Annotated in this window: 22 protein-coding genes; 13 read left to right on the top strand and 9 right to left on the bottom strand. The window is 58.8% G+C overall.

The window, feature by feature from the left end:
- Window positions 1–27 precede the first annotated feature (27 nt).
- Complete coding sequence (locus NKF25_RS13750) at window positions 28–384, top strand: hypothetical protein (protein ID WP_253227227.1); 357 nt, start codon at window positions 28–30, stop codon at window positions 382–384.
- Window positions 385–611: 227 nt separating this feature from the next.
- Window positions 612–1,448 (top strand): MBL fold metallo-hydrolase, encoded by an 837-nt coding sequence (locus NKF25_RS13745; RefSeq protein WP_253227226.1) that lies wholly within the window; start codon window positions 612–614, stop codon window positions 1,446–1,448.
- Between the two features lie 30 nt (window positions 1,449–1,478).
- Here NKF25_RS13745 and NKF25_RS13740 read toward each other — a convergent pair whose 3' ends face one another.
- Window positions 1,479–1,778 (bottom strand): hypothetical protein, encoded by a 300-nt coding sequence (locus tag NKF25_RS13740; protein WP_066145362.1) that lies wholly within the window; start codon window positions 1,776–1,778, stop codon window positions 1,479–1,481.
- A gap of 243 nt (window positions 1,779–2,021) precedes the next feature.
- Here NKF25_RS13740 and NKF25_RS13735 point away from each other — a divergent pair, with 243 nt between their 5' ends.
- Window positions 2,022–3,242, top strand: a complete 1,221-nt coding sequence (locus tag NKF25_RS13735; RefSeq protein ID WP_253227225.1) for an inorganic phosphate transporter — start codon at window positions 2,022–2,024, stop codon at window positions 3,240–3,242.
- Here the strand turns inward: NKF25_RS13735 and NKF25_RS13730 are convergent, their stop codons facing one another.
- Both NKF25_RS13730 and trxB read right to left on the bottom strand, forming a co-directional pair.
- Window positions 3,243–3,572, bottom strand: a complete 330-nt coding sequence (locus NKF25_RS13730; RefSeq protein ID WP_066145359.1) for a hypothetical protein — start codon at window positions 3,570–3,572, stop codon at window positions 3,243–3,245.
- Window positions 3,573–3,650: 78 nt separating this feature from the next.
- A complete protein-coding gene (gene trxB / locus NKF25_RS13725; protein WP_253227224.1) occupies window positions 3,651–4,979 on the bottom strand; it encodes a thioredoxin-disulfide reductase in 1,329 nt (442 codons plus the stop codon).
- A 109-nt stretch (window positions 4,980–5,088) separates the two neighbouring features.
- On the opposite strand from trxB, the gene NKF25_RS13720 reads away from it, so the two are divergent.
- The 8 genes from NKF25_RS13720 to NKF25_RS13685 all read left to right on the top strand — a co-directional run bounded on the left by NKF25_RS13720 (window position 5,089) and on the right by NKF25_RS13685 (window position 8,427).
- On the top strand, window positions 5,089–5,373 hold the full coding sequence (locus tag NKF25_RS13720; RefSeq protein WP_253227223.1) for a DUF357 domain-containing protein: 285 nt from the start codon (window positions 5,089–5,091) through the stop codon (window positions 5,371–5,373).
- A 58-nt stretch (window positions 5,374–5,431) separates the two neighbouring features.
- Window positions 5,432–5,707 (top strand): winged helix-turn-helix domain-containing protein, encoded by a 276-nt coding sequence (locus NKF25_RS13715; RefSeq protein ID WP_066145352.1) that lies wholly within the window; start codon window positions 5,432–5,434, stop codon window positions 5,705–5,707.
- Between the two features lie 58 nt (window positions 5,708–5,765).
- A complete protein-coding gene (locus tag NKF25_RS13710) occupies window positions 5,766–6,071 on the top strand; it encodes a hypothetical protein (RefSeq protein ID WP_253227222.1) in 306 nt (101 codons plus the stop codon).
- A 68-nt stretch (window positions 6,072–6,139) separates the two neighbouring features.
- Window positions 6,140–6,490, top strand: a complete 351-nt coding sequence (locus tag NKF25_RS13705; protein ID WP_342766332.1) for a winged helix-turn-helix domain-containing protein — start codon at window positions 6,140–6,142, stop codon at window positions 6,488–6,490.
- A gap of 142 nt (window positions 6,491–6,632) precedes the next feature.
- Window positions 6,633–6,827 (top strand): cold-shock protein, encoded by a 195-nt coding sequence (locus NKF25_RS13700; RefSeq protein WP_066145339.1) that lies wholly within the window; start codon window positions 6,633–6,635, stop codon window positions 6,825–6,827.
- Between the two features lie 92 nt (window positions 6,828–6,919).
- Window positions 6,920–7,099 carry a hypothetical protein gene (locus tag NKF25_RS13695; protein ID WP_066145336.1) on the top strand — a complete coding sequence of 60 codons (180 nt, stop codon included), beginning with the start codon at window positions 6,920–6,922 and terminating at the stop codon, window positions 7,097–7,099.
- A 290-nt stretch (window positions 7,100–7,389) separates the two neighbouring features.
- A complete protein-coding gene (locus NKF25_RS13690; RefSeq protein WP_253227221.1) occupies window positions 7,390–7,626 on the top strand; it encodes a UPF0058 family protein in 237 nt (78 codons plus the stop codon).
- Window positions 7,627–7,827: 201 nt separating this feature from the next.
- Complete coding sequence (locus tag NKF25_RS13685) at window positions 7,828–8,427, top strand: archaellin/type IV pilin N-terminal domain-containing protein (protein WP_253227220.1); 600 nt, start codon at window positions 7,828–7,830, stop codon at window positions 8,425–8,427.
- A 32-nt stretch (window positions 8,428–8,459) separates the two neighbouring features.
- Here the strand turns inward: NKF25_RS13685 and NKF25_RS13680 are convergent, their stop codons facing one another.
- The 4 genes from NKF25_RS13680 to NKF25_RS13665 all read right to left on the bottom strand — a co-directional run bounded on the left by NKF25_RS13680 (window position 8,460) and on the right by NKF25_RS13665 (window position 10,208).
- Complete coding sequence (locus NKF25_RS13680; protein WP_253227219.1) at window positions 8,460–9,260, bottom strand: carbon-nitrogen family hydrolase; 801 nt, start codon at window positions 9,258–9,260, stop codon at window positions 8,460–8,462.
- Window positions 9,257–9,688 (bottom strand): SRPBCC family protein, encoded by a 432-nt coding sequence (locus NKF25_RS13675; protein ID WP_253227218.1) that lies wholly within the window; start codon window positions 9,686–9,688, stop codon window positions 9,257–9,259. Before NKF25_RS13675 ends, NKF25_RS13680 begins: the two co-directional genes overlap by 4 nt.
- Before the next feature lie 38 nt (window positions 9,689–9,726).
- The gene (locus NKF25_RS13670; protein WP_007977383.1) at window positions 9,727–9,951 is read right to left on the bottom strand and encodes a hypothetical protein; all 225 of its coding nucleotides are present in this window, start codon (window positions 9,949–9,951) and stop codon (window positions 9,727–9,729) included.
- A 74-nt stretch (window positions 9,952–10,025) separates the two neighbouring features.
- Entirely contained in the window at window positions 10,026–10,208 is a 183-nt protein-coding gene (locus NKF25_RS13665; protein WP_253227217.1) for a hypothetical protein, read from the bottom strand.
- Between the two features lie 110 nt (window positions 10,209–10,318).
- Here NKF25_RS13665 and NKF25_RS13660 point away from each other — a divergent pair, with 110 nt between their 5' ends.
- Together NKF25_RS13660 and NKF25_RS13655 are read left to right on the top strand one after the other, a co-directional pair.
- Window positions 10,319–11,536 carry an LEA type 2 family protein gene (locus NKF25_RS13660; protein WP_253227216.1) on the top strand — a complete coding sequence of 406 codons (1,218 nt, stop codon included), beginning with the start codon at window positions 10,319–10,321 and terminating at the stop codon, window positions 11,534–11,536.
- Between the two features lie 138 nt (window positions 11,537–11,674).
- Complete coding sequence (locus tag NKF25_RS13655) at window positions 11,675–12,082, top strand: hypothetical protein (RefSeq protein WP_253227215.1); 408 nt, start codon at window positions 11,675–11,677, stop codon at window positions 12,080–12,082.
- Window positions 12,083–12,150: 68 nt separating this feature from the next.
- Here the strand turns inward: NKF25_RS13655 and aspS are convergent, their stop codons facing one another.
- On the bottom strand, window positions 12,151–13,461 hold the full coding sequence (gene aspS, locus NKF25_RS13650) for an aspartate--tRNA(Asn) ligase (protein ID WP_253227214.1): 1,311 nt from the start codon (window positions 13,459–13,461) through the stop codon (window positions 12,151–12,153).
- Window positions 13,462–13,562: 101 nt separating this feature from the next.
- On the bottom strand, window positions 13,563–14,591 hold the full coding sequence (locus tag NKF25_RS13645) for a phosphate uptake regulator PhoU (RefSeq protein WP_253227213.1): 1,029 nt from the start codon (window positions 14,589–14,591) through the stop codon (window positions 13,563–13,565).
- Window positions 14,592–14,631: the final 40 nt, after the last annotated feature.

Genomic DNA, 14,631 nt, shown 5'->3' with positions numbered 1-14,631 from the left:
CACGAACCCACTCGCAAGGAGATACGCATGGTCACAAGTCAGCATTCACTCGGACGTAGTAACGAAACTGCCAACCCATCGTCATCCGAACTGTTCGCCATCCTCGAACATCGCCTCCGTCGCATCGTTCTCGGATATCTCTCGGTGCACGAACCACCAGTCTCGTTGGCAGAACTCGTCACGGTCATCGCCGAGGACGAGTCGGTCCTCGCGACAGACCGTCGGCAACTTACCATCGAACTGCACCACAATCATCTCCCGCGACTCTCTGACTGTGGACTTATCAGCTACGATGCCGAGACGAACACGGTCGAACGCGCTTTCGACGACCCCGAGATAGAAACGTCTCTCGACCGCATCGCTGGGTCGTCCATCAGAATGTGAGGTGCGGCGGTAGAGGCCGCACCCGTCAGAGACACATTGCAGTACCGACTGCCTGCCGTGACAGTGAAGACACTATCCGCAGGCGTTAAGTTAGTGTGACTGAGTGGCCATATGTCTTTGGTTAGTGACTTCATGTCGTCGATTCATTCTGTACGTATCTGCACATATATTCGAGATTACCCTGAGTCGAACACAAGATTTAGGCGCGTTTACCGGGCAGTATTCACATGGCAAGTAGCGACTGGGGAGATTGGCTCCCGCGAGAAGTCGAGGAAACGACACCGGATGGAATCGCGCTCTGGTATCTCGGTTGCAACGGGTTCGTCCTGAAGGGGAGCGACGAAACGACGCTGTTCATCGACCCGTACGTCGGCACGGGTGATCCGCCACGAACCGTTCGGATGATTCCCGTCCCGTTCGACCCGGAAGACGTGACGGAAGCCGATGCGGTGCTGGCGACCCACGAACACACCGACCACGTCCACGGGCCGAGCCAAGCAGCCATCCTCGCCTCGACCGGCGCGGCGTTCTACGCACCCGACGACAGCCTCGCCGTCGCACGTGAGGACGAGCAGTGGACGGACAACTGGGACGTCTCGGACGACCAGTTCGAGGAAGTTGCGGAGGGAGAGACGTTCGAAGTCGGCGAATTCACGATTCACGTCGAACCGAGCCACGACGCCGACGCGACACATCCCGTCTCCTACGTCATCGAACACGGTGACGTCACCTTCTTCCACGGCGGCGATACCAAACCCGGCGAGGAACTCGAAACCATCGGCGAATCCTACGACATCGACCTCGGCGTGCTCGCCTTCGGCTCCGACGGCTGGATTCCCGACAAGGAAACCCGCGAACCGAAGTACACGAAGTGGTACAGCGACGAAAACGAAATCGCCGACGCGGCGAACGCCCTCCAACTCGATACGCTCCTCCCGACCCACTGGGACATGTGGAAAGGGCTGACGGCGGACCCGACGGCGCTGTACGACCACACGCGGAGCTACGAGTATCCGAACGCACTGGAGATCATCGAGATCGGCGACCGTGTCGAACTGAACTAGAAAAAACGGCGAACGGCAATTTTCGTGCGTTCAGTGCGAGTGGCCGGTCGCCTGCTCGAACGTGATGCCGATACGCTCCTCGAACAGCTCTCGTGCTTTCTCCTCGATGGCGACGACTTCCTCGTCGGGTTGGCCCTGCGTGTGGTGAACCGCCGCGTGGGCCTGCTGGACGAAGGAGACGACGGCCATGTCGCCGATGACGGTCTCCCGCGATTCGTCCTCCTCGCGGAGCAGGTCGATGAGTCCCGGCGGGAGTTCGACTTCGTCGGTGTTTCCGTCCGGTCCTTCGATGGTGTACGTTTCCGTCTCGACGGAATCTGTTTCTACCATACCACCCGTTTTGACGTGAAGCGTTAAGGGTCTGTGGATGGCGACTGCACGGCGACGACCGTTTCAATCATCTGGGTAGATAGGAACTGGTTATTCATAACTTCCTTGATCCTATTCCCCGAAAACCGTACCAAAGACCACTTAACGGAGGATTTTGTAGAGTAGGTCGATGTTTCAGACCGAGACGCATCCCTATGACTGGATAGTGACAGGAACGTGTGCCGTGCGGTCATCTCTTTCGTAATGGCCACAGTACTTCTCGTCGTGGTCGTCGCGTTGGTCGCATCGCTGTTCATGTCGTGGACGGTCGGCGCGAACAGCAACTCCGCACCCGTCGCACCTGCCGTCGGCGCGAACGCGCTGTCGATCCTGCGGGCCGCGCTGTTGGTGGGACTCGTCGCCGGACTCGGAGCGATCGTCCAAGGTGGAAGCATTTCCGAGACCATCGGAAAGGACCTCGTCACCGGTGTGACGATAACGCCGGTCGCGGCCGCGGCGGCCCTCCTGACGGCCGCGACGCTCATCACCATCGGCAACACGCGGGGATACCCGATTCCGTCGGCCTTCGCCGTCACGGGCGCGATGGTAGGTGCCGGTATCTCGCTCGGCGGCGGCTTTGCGACGCACGAGTACGTCAAAATCCTCGCGTTCTGGTTCACGATTCCGGTCACGAACGCCATCATCGCCTACGGCGTCGCCAGAGCGCTGCGAAGCGAATCGGTACCGGAATCGATCGGCGTTCCCGTGCTGGCCGGACTCGTCGGCTACGCAGTAGCCAACATCCAACTGACGGTCACTCCGAAATCGAACGGGACACCCGGTTCGATCGCTCGGACCCTCTCCACGGATTGGGACCTGCTTCCGGGTCACCTCGTCGGAAGCTACACCCTCGGAATGGTCCTCGTCAGCGTCGTCTTCGGCATCCTCGCCGTCCTCGTCACTCGGTTGGCGCTCGTGAACGACGAGCAGAAAGGAATCAATCGATTTCTCGTCGTCCTCGGTCTCATGGTCGTGTTCACGAGCGGCGGGACACAGGTCGGCCTCGCGACCGGTCCGCTGGAAGCCATCTTCGAAACCGACCTGCATATCTCCACAGTGTACCTGCTCGCGCTCGGTGGTCTCGGCATCCTCGTCGGCGCGTGGACGCGGGCACCACGACTCATTCAGGCGGTCGCACAGGAGTACGCCTCGCTCGGCCCGCGACGGTCGATCGCCGCGCTCATTCCGGCGTTCCTCATCGCCCAACTTGCGATCGTTCTCGGCATTCCGATCTCGTTCAACAAGGTGATGATATCGAGCATCGTCGGCGCTGGCTTGGCCGTTCGTTCCTCGAATTCGGGGGGCGGCGTTTCGGCGTCGAAAGCCGGGTACACCGTCGGCGCGTGGGTCGTGTCGATGGTCGGTGCCGGGTTCATCAGCTTCGCGCTGTATCGACTGCTGACGATGGTGCCGGGTTTCACGTAATCAGGAGAGCAACTGGTCGACGATGGCTTCCTCCGCGGCGGCGGTCTTCATCTCCTCCCACGTCGCAAACTCCGTCGTCTCCACGACGTAGCTATCGAGACGTTCGTCCGGGAGTTCGTCCATCCGACCCGGCCCTTCGAGGTTCCACGCGCTCTCGCGGTAGAAGGCGTGAAACGAGTCGAACTGGGTGTATCTTTGCATGAACTCCTCCGAGAAGAACTCGTCCGAGTTCACACGCGTTCCCGCCTGTAACTCGAAAACCCGTTCGAGCGCCTCTTCGAGTCGACCGTGAAGCGGTTCGAGTTCGGAGACGCGGAGGTCGAAGTCCATGCGGTCCACTACCGGAGTGAAGAAACTAAACCCTGTGGCTGCAACTTCGACCCGAAAATACGGTTCTCGGTCTTCGGATCAGTCGTCGGAGGCCGCCGCGCTCTCTTGGGTGGCACTCGCTCCGCCGAGTTCGGCCGTCTCCAGGTAGTCGTCCGCGTCAAGCGCGGCCTTACACCCCATGCCTGCCGCGGTCACCGCCTGTTGGTAGTGGAAGTCCACAACGTCGCCCGCACCGAAGATTCCGGGGACGGCCGTCTTCGTCTGGTTGCCGCCCTCTCCGCCTTCCGTTCGGATGTAGCCCTCCTCGTCCAGTTCGACGCCCGTGTCTTCGAGGTATCCCGTGTTCGGCGTGTGACCGATGGCGAGGAACACCGCGCCCACGTCGAAGTCGAACTCCTCGGTCTCGGGGTCGTCGAGCTTTTGCGATGGTTTCCCTTCGGGGTTCGACACCAAAGTGACGTGGTCCACGCCCTCCTCGGGCGAGCCGTGAATCTCGGTGACTTCGGTGTTCTTCATCACTTCGATCTCGCCAGCATCGACCTTCTCCTGCAGGCGGTCCTGCCAGTAGTTCTCCGCGCGGAACTCCTCGCGGCGGTGGACGAGGTACACCTTCTTCGCGAACTTGGTCAGGAACGTCGCTTCCTCGAAGGCGGCGTCGCCGCCGCCGATGACCACCATCTCCTCGTCGCGGAAGAACGCGCCGTCGCAGGTCGCACAGGTCGAGACGCCGTACCCCATCAGTTCGTCCTCGCCCGGAATCGACAGCGTTCGGGCGCTCGCACCGCTGGCCGCGATGAGCGCGTCCGTCGTGTACACGTCGCCGTTCGTCAACTCGACGCGGAACGGACGCGAGGACTCGTCCACGTCCGCGATGATGCCGGTTTTTACCTCGGCACCGAACCGCTCGGCCTGCTGTTGCATGTTGTTGATCAGTTCCGGCCCGCTGATTCCATCGGGGAATCCGGGGTAGTTCTCCACGGCCGTCGTGAGCGTCAACTGTCCGCCGGGTTCGTCACCCTGCAAGACGAGGGGGTCGTTGTTCGACCGCGCGGAGTAGATGGCCGCGGTCAGTCCCGCGATTCCGCTTCCGGAGACGATGAGTTTGCGGTGTTCGACGTCCTCTTCTCCCCCGTCAGCGATGGCGAGTCCGAGTTTCTCGTCCAGTTTCCCCTCCTGTTCGAGCGCGCAGGTCTCGTCCCACCCTCCGATGAGTTCGTCGTCGACGAACACCTCCGGCGCAGTCTTGCGCCCGTCCGCCCGTTCGACCATCTCCTCGAACAGTTCATCGTCGCCAGTGACGTTGTACGTCTCGTACTCGACTCCCTTCTCGTCGAGGAGGTCCTTGGCCTTCTCGCAATACGAACAGTTCTCCTTGGTGTACATCTCCACCCGAGGCTCTTCGGTCATGGTGCAATATCACTCTTCGTAGTGTATTTACCTTGCGCTGTCTCCCCTGCTTTCCGGTTTCACGGACGGTGTCGCAGACCTTACCTTCGCGCCCCACCACGGTTCGGTCATGCCTGCAGATCTGGTCGAAAAGACGAACCGGTACGAACGCCTGTTGTCGGAAGCGCTCGACGCCGCCGAGGTTTCGGCACCGACTGACACGCCGATGGGTGAGGCGGCGCTCGACTGTCGGGAGATGGCGCAGTCGTATCTGGACGACGGGAGGCACTTCAAGGCGGACGACGACTTCGTCAACGCGTTGGCGTCGTTTTCCTACGGCCACGCGTGGTTGGACGCAGGCGCACGGATCGGAATCTTCGACGTTCCCCGCGAGGGGCACCTGTTCACGATGTGACGATCTCTGATTAGTAGGGCGATGCGCTTACGTGGAAGGGGTGTTTCGGTCCGGTGTAATGGAGGGCGTTCTCTGGTACGTGCTCACCGGAACTCGCGGCGGAGCCAATCGTGTACGATTGGTTCGGGCGCTAGACGAGCGACCACGGAACGCCAACCGATTGGCGGAGGACTTGGACCTCGATTACAAAACCGTTCGTCATCACCTCGACGTGTTGATGGACAACAGCATCGTCGAGAACAGCGGCGACGACTACGGTGCTGTGTACTTGTTGACCGACCAAGCCCGACAGCATTGGGAGACGATCGAGGACATCATGGAGAAGATGGACTGAGTATGGCCGAATCTGGGAAAGCATATATGCGAGAGCGATCACAAAGGAGGTACGACGGATGGGAATCTGGATAGACGTCGCGCGGGTTTCTACGGCCCTCAACGTGGTGTTGCTCCTCGGCTTGAGCTACGTCTGGTTGGACAACTACCGACAGTTCCATTCGAAACACACGCTCGGCCTGTCCGTGTTTGCCATCCTCCTCCTCTGTCAGAACGCGCTAGCGGTGTACATCTACTCGTGGGACAACGTGCTGTCCGTCTGGTTTGCGACGAAAGTACCGGCACCCGCGTGGCGCGCGATGCTGGCACTCCACGTCCTCGAATTCGTCGCACTCGTGTTTCTCACGTGGGTCACGTGGGACTGATGTTTTGACCCTTCCTTGTCGGAATAGATGACAATTTACCCCGGTTTAGCCACTCCATAGCAAGGGGCATGGCGTTCGTCGGTAACGTCCGTGACACACCGAACGCGCAGCATCGGGGATACGTGGAGGCAGGGACGATGAGCCAAAGCGGCAAACTGTGGTACGTCCTCTCCGGGAGTCGCGGCGGTGCTCGTCGGGCGGCCCTGCTGGAGCAACTCGCGGAGGAGCCACGGAACGCGAATCAGTTGGCAACCGACCTCGATATCGACTACAGTACCGTCCGTCACCACCTCGATATCCTCGTCAAACACGAACTCGCCGAGATCCGAACGGAGGAGTACGGTGCGACCTACGCACCGTCGGCGGAAGTCGAGCATAACTGGAAGGAAGTCGAGACCATAATTCGAACCGTCTCGTGACGAGTTTCAGCCCTCGGTTCACGCTACCGTCGGCGAGTAGTTCGATTTTACCCGTCGACGGAATGTATGTTCTACGGTATATTGTCACACGATACCAATAACCGCAATTTTTATGCCCGTCACGGCGGTTTGTCTACGTGCAATGGCGAAAGGTACGGTCACCTTCTTTAACGATACCGGCGGCTACGGGTTCATAGAGACGGACGACGCGGACGACGACGTGTTCTTCCACATGGAGGATGTCGGCGGCCCGGACTTAGAGGAGGGACAGGAAGTCGAATTCGACATCGAACAGGCAGATAAAGGCCCACGAGCGACGAATCTCGAACGGTTGTAATCGGATTTCGTCACGGGAGAGACGAGTAGCGACTGCTCTCTTTCGGGGGAGCGCCAAAAAGATTTTTCTCCTTTCCGACCGATATAGGTCGTATGGTGGAGACCTACGTTCGATTACTCTGTCCAGAATGCGGAAAGCACTGGGAATCGGGACCGGACGAGCTGCCGGAACCGAAACGACAGTTCAACTGCCCTAACTGTCATGCGACCCGAGCGACATCGGAGTTCACGCGAACCGAGCGTGACCTCGAAACGCTCAAACAACTGCAGTAAGCCGACGTTGTAATCGACGAACGAACCCACTTTTCATGGCGATCCCTTTTTCCGGATATAGTTCGCTACTGTCGGTATGCCCGCCTAATGCGGTCCAGACCAATGAGTCGTTTCATCGGATGGGTAATCCTACTACCACCCGTAATCGGACATGTCCGGACGAGCGCATCGCCGTGATACTGCATCAATTTTCGAAACTCTTCTGAAACCCCCCGAGAAGCTGACTATACGGCGTGCTAACGGGACTCAAGATAGTAATATAACCCTGCAACCGTTATCTTCGTGTGCTTATGAAGAAGCAGGAGCTCATCCACCTTCACGGCCTGCTTGCGGAAGTTGGCAATCACTTCGAGAAACGGGACGGAGAACAGATTTCGCTTGACGAGTACGACTCCCTTGGCGTACGACCAACGTCTATTCACAAATCGAAAACCGATCACAAAGCGGCAGTGTTTGCGCTGTCCGAGGCAATCACGTCGGGAATGAGTGAGACCGAACGCAAAGCGGTCGCACCACAAGCAGACTAAGACGCAGCGCGCCGATTCTCTCCAATAGTACCTTCCTCAGTAGCGACGCGTTTCACTACCGAATCCTCAACACGTATTTGTCAAATAGTACTGTTTACCGGGTTCTCATACATGATAATAGTCTGGTGGTTATAATACATCCCCTATCGTATGCATGCAATACTGGACTGACAAAAATCATATAAAAGAATATAAACAAACATGAAAGAGAACAATAACGACGGTTCGATCTCGGACAGAGGTCAGGTCGGCATCGGGACGCTCATCGTGTTCATCGCGATGGTATTGGTCGCCGCGATTGCGGCGGGCGTACTCATCAACACGGCGGGCTTCCTCCAGTCGAAATCCGAGCGAACTGGCACACAGAGTACTGCACAGGTAACGGACCGTGTACACATCGTCAGTGGGTACGGAAACGTCACTACCAACTCGACGACCGGTGTCCACGAAGTTGATTACGTCAACCTCACGGTGATGAAAGGCTCTGGTGCGGGCGATATCAACCTCTCGAAGGCGACTATCGAATGGCTCGGTCCCGACGGTGCTACTATTTTGGTGGAAGGAAACAAGGCGAACAAGAGCCGATTCGCCGTTCGATCGATTCGTGACACGCACAATACGCTCCCAGTTCTCGTGGACAAGCAGGACCGTTTCCGCATCGTCCTCAACACGAAGGAACTCACCGGCGGACTCAAGGAACGTCAATCGTTTACGGCCAAAATCGTCACGAGATCGGGTGCAGTGACCTACCACAAGAGCATGCCTGAAACGCTCTCGGACAATCACGCGATCGCACTATAATCTCCCCTTTCTATCGGTTTTTTTACAGTCGGCTAGCGACGTCTATCGTGCCACGCGGGGAATTCCTCGCGCACTCGTTCGACGTGTGTGGGGTCGATATCCCGAATCACTAGCTCCGGGTCATCACCCGTACTGGCAAGCAGTGTTCCCCACGGGTCATATACCGACGAACGGCCGATTAGCGTCGCATCCTCGTACGAACCTGACCCGTTGATCGCCGCGAGGAAGCACTGGTTTTCGATGGCGCGCGCCTGTGCTAACACGTTCCAATGTTCGACTCTGGGGTAGGGCCACGCGCTGGGCACGAGCAGCAGCGTCGCGCCTTCCTCCGCGAGATCACGATACAGTTCCGGAAATCGAAGGTCGTAACAGGTGGTCATCCCGACGGTCACACCCTCGAACTCGGTGATGCCGAGCGACTCGCCCGGGACGAGCAGTTCGGCTTCTGCCGACTCGTAGCCGAACAGGTGGTGTTTTCGATACACCGCTTTCCGACGGCCGTCACGGTCGAAGAAGACGGACGTGTTCGAAAGCCCCTCCTCGGCGGGAGTCTCGCCGTCCGTCAGCGAAAGGTCCTCCACGATGCTCCCCGCGAGTACCGCGATGTCGTGCTCGTCGGCGAGGTCGCTGATGCGTGTGAGCGTCGACCCGGTGAGCGATTCAGCGTTTCGCTGGTACGTCTCGAAGGCGAAATAGCCGACGTTGAAGATTTCGGGAAGCGCGACGAGGTCGGCACCGCGTGCGGCCGCTGATTCGATGGCGTCCGTTGCTCGGTCGACGTTCGCCGCCACGTCACCCCCTTCGACGGCGATCTGTGCGAGTGCGAGTTTCACGAGACGACACCGACCTCGTTCCGAAGTGTTCGTTCCAAGTTCGTCAACTCGTCGTCGAGGTGTTTCTTGAAATAGCGTTCGATGCCGGGAACCTTGCCCTCGACGACGAACCGATTGTGGAGTTGACTACCGTCCTCCGTTTCCTCGATTTCGTGTTCACCCGTCACGCGCATCGCCGACGACTTGCCGACGAACTTTACGTACCGTGGTTCCTCACGCGTCACGTCCTCGGTCTCGACAGGGACCGTTCGATTCACGAACGGGATCGGGAGTTCGATGTGCCACGTCGCTCGCTTGCCGTCGTCTTTCAGATCGTAGTCCGAAACCACACTGATGGCCTTCGCTCGGTACTCCGGCTCGGCGATGAACCCCCACACATCCTCGGGCGGAACCGGCAGGTCGAAGGTCCGCTCTACCCGGACAGTCATACGACTAGATTAGGCTGTAGCGGTAAAAAGCCAGCCACTTAACTCGGACTTACTTTCCACGTCGTCGAACGTGCACGTCCCCATTTCTCGATGTCCACGTCTTCGGATTTCTCTGCGAGGCGGGGAAGTCGGGAGCCGACTTGCTTGGACGAAAGTCCGAGATGCTTGGCGATGTTCTTTGCGCGGAAGTAGCGTTCACCACCAGCCACGCTTTCGCGCAGGAATTCGAGGATTCGCTGTTCCTCGTTGCTGAACTCAGTCATCCTCGGAACCCTCTACGCGCCTGACAGCCTTAACCATTATCCTCCGCGAAACAAGTGTCGATTTCCTGCCACCGTCAGTAGAGGTGAATCGCGGCGATCGAGAGCACACCCGCGGTCACTGCTGCCCCAAAGCCCCACGCAGCAGTGACGGTCCCAGGGGTAAGGAAGCTTAGCGCTGCACTAGCAACCGCAAGGAAAATGAACACGACGGAGAGGCCGATTCCCATATCAGTCGTAACCGACTGTGATCCTGCCATGCGTTGGTCTCTTTCTGGTGCGGACTTAGTTCATTCTACTCGGAACAACGACGGGAGACCGACGACTTCGATTCGGGAGTTTTTTCCCGTCACTCCGTAGGAACTCTCATATGGTTGGTGAAAGGCTCAAGCGAATCTTACCTCTCGGAAAGCGAGGATTTCTCGGAATCCTACTCGTCGTCGTACTCCTCGGAGCAGGCGTACTGTACGGTGTTCTCGGCGTCCCACACGTCGTCGGCGTGGACAACGAGTTCGGAGAAGTAACAAATCAAACGACTGGTATACAAACCGCTCTCGTCGTCGCAAATCCGAATCCCATCGATATCAAGGCCGGCAACACGTCGGTGAACTACACCGTCGAAATGAACGGTGTGACGATGGCGAACGGCAGTCAGTCGAACCTCCATCTCGAAAAGGGGAACACGACGTTACGATTCTCGACGAAGATGAGAAACGACAAAATCCCCGAGTGGTGGGTGACTCACATCCGAAACGGCGAACACACGACGCTTCGAATCCACTCGAAGGTTCACTCCTCGCTCGTAAAGAAGTCGGTGGACGTCCCGTACAGCAACGATATCAACACGGACATCATCAGTGGGTTCAACTCCACGAAGACGCGTCCGATAAACGCCAGCGTGCCGTTCGTCTCTGACCCCGTCCTCTACGTGAACGAGACGAGCGCGAACTGGGGAGAAGTGACGCGTTCGAAGACGCCGATTCGGATGCGAATGCGGGTGTACAATCCGAAATCCGTGACGTACACGGTAAGCGAAATCGGGTACGAGATGACGATGAACGGAATCGCCGTCGGAAACGGAACGACCGAGCAACCGTACACGATTCCCGGAAAGTCGGAGAAGACGCTCCGCATGCGAACCATCATCCAGAACGACCAGTTGGACGATTGGTGGGTCAGTCACCTCCGTAACGACCAACGGACGGACCTGAAGATCAGGTTTTACGCGAAAATCGAACTGCCGAGCGGCAAGACAGTTCGTGTGCCGCTCCGGCAACTCACCTACGAAAAGCGGATCCAAACCCACATCTTCGAGAACGATTCCGCCGAAGGGACGCTCGCCAGCGCGAACGTGACGGCTGGAAACGGGGGAACGACGACCCACAACACGGTGACGGACGACGGAACGGGGACGACCACGCACTCCACGACGCCTGCCACGGACTCGTCGACGAGCGCGACGACCGGAACGACAACCGCCACAACGACAGGAGCCACCGGAACGACGACTACGGCGACTACCACGACGACCACCGACGGTGGCGGGCTTCTCGGCGACCTGCTGGCCGAGATGCACCGGTCGGTGTAGTATTCTCCCCCACCGATAGAGTTTTTATTCCGGCGAGTACAGAGAGATGTATGGCACGGAGTACCCAGTCTCCTGGTCGAGTTCTTCTCCCGTAATGAGAGTTCCGTAACCGCAACGCGCGACGGTGAATCGATTCTGTTGGACATCGACGGCAAAACCTTCGAGTTGTCACGCGAGTCCGCGACGGACCTGCAGGACGCCGTCGGCGATGCCCTGACCGAACGCCGAGAGTTCTTCCGTACCGCGGGGACGTTCCGCGAGGACGGCAGTTACGAGGTTTCCCGACGGAGTGCAGACTCCGCAGGGAACGCCAAAGTGTTCCGGACGTTCGACGCCATGGCTCGCCTGTTCGACCGACTACCCGACGAGTTCACAGCCGAGGACGTGGGACGAACCGGAATCACGGGGTCACGGCGACACCTGTTGATTCGTCACTTCGGGGAGCACCCGGAGTTCCCATGTCGGATTTCCTCCCGGAACCCGTTGATGGCGAAGAAGGAAGGCGAACGGCTCGTCGAGGGAAGCATGGAGGTCGGCTCGGACTAACGCGTTTCGGCGGATAGTCCCGGTCGAACGGTCGAAAAATAGGGTTTCGAATCGCGACTTCGACGACGTTATGGCGTGACGCGGTCGGGGTCGCGTGGGAAGAGGATTCCCTCTTTGATGTTTTCGAGACCGGCCACCTTCTGGACGAGTCGGTCGATACCGAGCCCGTAGCCGCCGTGTGGAGGGATACCGAAGCGGAACGATTCGAGATAGAAGTGGAAGTTCTCGGGGTCGGCACCCTGGTCCTCCATGTACTGGCTCATCGTCTCGATGTCGTGTTCACGCTGGCCGCCCGAGGAGAGTTCCTGGCCCAGATAGATCAGGTCGAACTTTCGGGATGCGATGTCGTCCTCCGGCACGTCCTGTTTGTAGTAGAACTTCTCGTCCGGGTAGCCGACGACGAAGAAGGCGGGATGGCCCTGCTCCGCGAAGTACTCGCCGAGCAGTTTCTCGCCTTTCGTGTCGAGGTCGGTTTCGTCGTCCGGAACGTGGTCGAACTCCGTCGCGAGGATGTCACGCGCTTCCTCGAACGTAACGCGTGGGAACGGGTCGGTCGGAACGTCGAGTTCGACGCCGAGCGTCTCCAGTTCGTCCGCCGCGTTCTCGCTGACCTGTTCGAGCGTGTAGCGAAGCGATTCCTCCTGGACATCCATCACGTCGTGGTGGTCCTCGATGTACGCCAACTCGACGTCGAACATCGAAATTTCCGAGACGTGTCGGGAGGTGGCGAACGCTTCGGCACGGAACGCCGTCCCGGTCTCGTAAATCTTGTCGAACCCGGCCGCCATGAGCATCTGCTTGTACAGTTGCGGGCTCTGGGAGAGGAACACCTCGTCGCCGTAGTAGACGACGGGGAACAGTTCCGCGCCACCCTCCGCACCTTCCTGCGAGAGGAGGGGCGTATCGACGTTACGGAATCCTTCGTCGTCGAACCATTCTTCCATCGCGTTGACTAGCTTCGAGCGGAGCGAGAAGACCGCATAGGTCTCCGGCTTTCGGAGGTCGATGCTCCGGTTGTCGAGTCTGGTCGAGAGGTCCGACTCGATGTCCTTCGCCACTTCCATCGGAAGCGGAGAGTCGGCCTCGCTGATGACCTCCAGTCCGGAGGGCATGAGTTCGACGCCGCCCGGCGCTTGGTCGCTCGCTTTCACCGTTCCGGTGATTCGCACGACGTCTTCCTTGCCGAGGTCGTTCGACGCCTCGAACAGTTCCTCGTCGTTTTGTTCCTTGAACACGACCTGAATCTGCCCTTCCCGGTCGCGTACGATGACGAAGGAGAGTCCACCGAGGTCTCGAATGTCGTGGACGTTTCCTGCTATCGATACCGTTTCGCCGTCCTGTTCCGTCGTGATGTCGTCAGAATACGTTCGCTCTATCATTGGTGTCGACTACGCTCTATCGTGTTCTCATCGTGTCTGCCTCGGGTATTGATTCTTCCGACTACGGGACGAAAAACCCGAGAAATAATCGGGATAATCGATCAGTTGATCGTCGTGTGTCGACTTTCCTCGTTGAGCGCCAGATTCGCCGCGATTTCCGCGTTTCGCATGGCGTACTGGGCGGTGTGCTGGAGGCTGACGAGTACGTCCCGAATCTGTAGGAGGTCGTCGTTCGACATTTCGGGGAGGTCCGAGAGGATGTCCGACTCGCGGTCACCGAGTTCGTGGAACTTGCGTCGAACTTCGAGCGTCTTGTCGTAATCCCGCTCCACGCTCGCTTGCACCGCCAACGCGGTCATCTCGTCCACCTGATCGGTGAACTCCCGGATACGCCGCATGGTGCTGCTATCGACTTCGAGGGAGTGGCCGTTGGCCGCGAGGACGATGTCCGCGATGTCCTCCGCGTTGTCCGCCGTGAGTTCGAGGTTCTTTGCAATCGAGCGGTAGCCGATGAGCGGGAAACCGCTTTCCAACCCGATGGCACGCGCGATGGCGGGGTTTTCGTGTGCGGTGAAGATGAGACGGAGGAGAAGAACGAAGATCTTGTTCGCTTGTCGTTCGCGGTTCAACGCCCGCTGGGCGAGGTCGGCGTTGCCGTGGGCGAGCGCCTTCACGGCCTCGCCGCGCATGGTACTGCCCGTGTTCTCCAGTCGCTCCAGTAGGTTGTCCAGATCGAAATCCTCGGGGTCGACCGAGCATCGAATGGCGATGCTCTCGGGTGTTTCCTCGATGACGCCGAGTCCCATTAGCTGTGTTTCCGCGTTGTAGACCGCGTTGATGTGGCTGCTTTCGAGGGTCTCCTCACTCACGACGTGGATGACGCGCCGACCGAGAACGTACTGGGCGACGATGGCACGTTCGACGGCGTCCGCATCCAACTCTTCGGTGTGAATCGTCGCCTCCGACTCGTCGTCGTGTGCCGATTCGGGAAGGACGGTGAGCGTTCCTTTGCCGCTGATTCGCAACGAAACCTCGTCACCCTTCTCGACCCCGTGCTGCTGTGCCCACTCCGCAGGAAGGGTCATCGCCAACGTCGATGGCCCGAGTCGCTGAACTTTCCGTGTTTCCATGTCCTTTCATTTGTGTACGAAGCCTTAAACTTCACCGTAT

The sequence above is a fragment of the Haladaptatus sp. AB643 genome, from assembly GCF_024136975.1.
Classification (GTDB): domain Archaea; phylum Halobacteriota; class Halobacteria; order Halobacteriales; family Haladaptataceae; genus Haladaptatus.
This window is presented reverse-complemented; position numbering and strand designations above follow the sequence as displayed.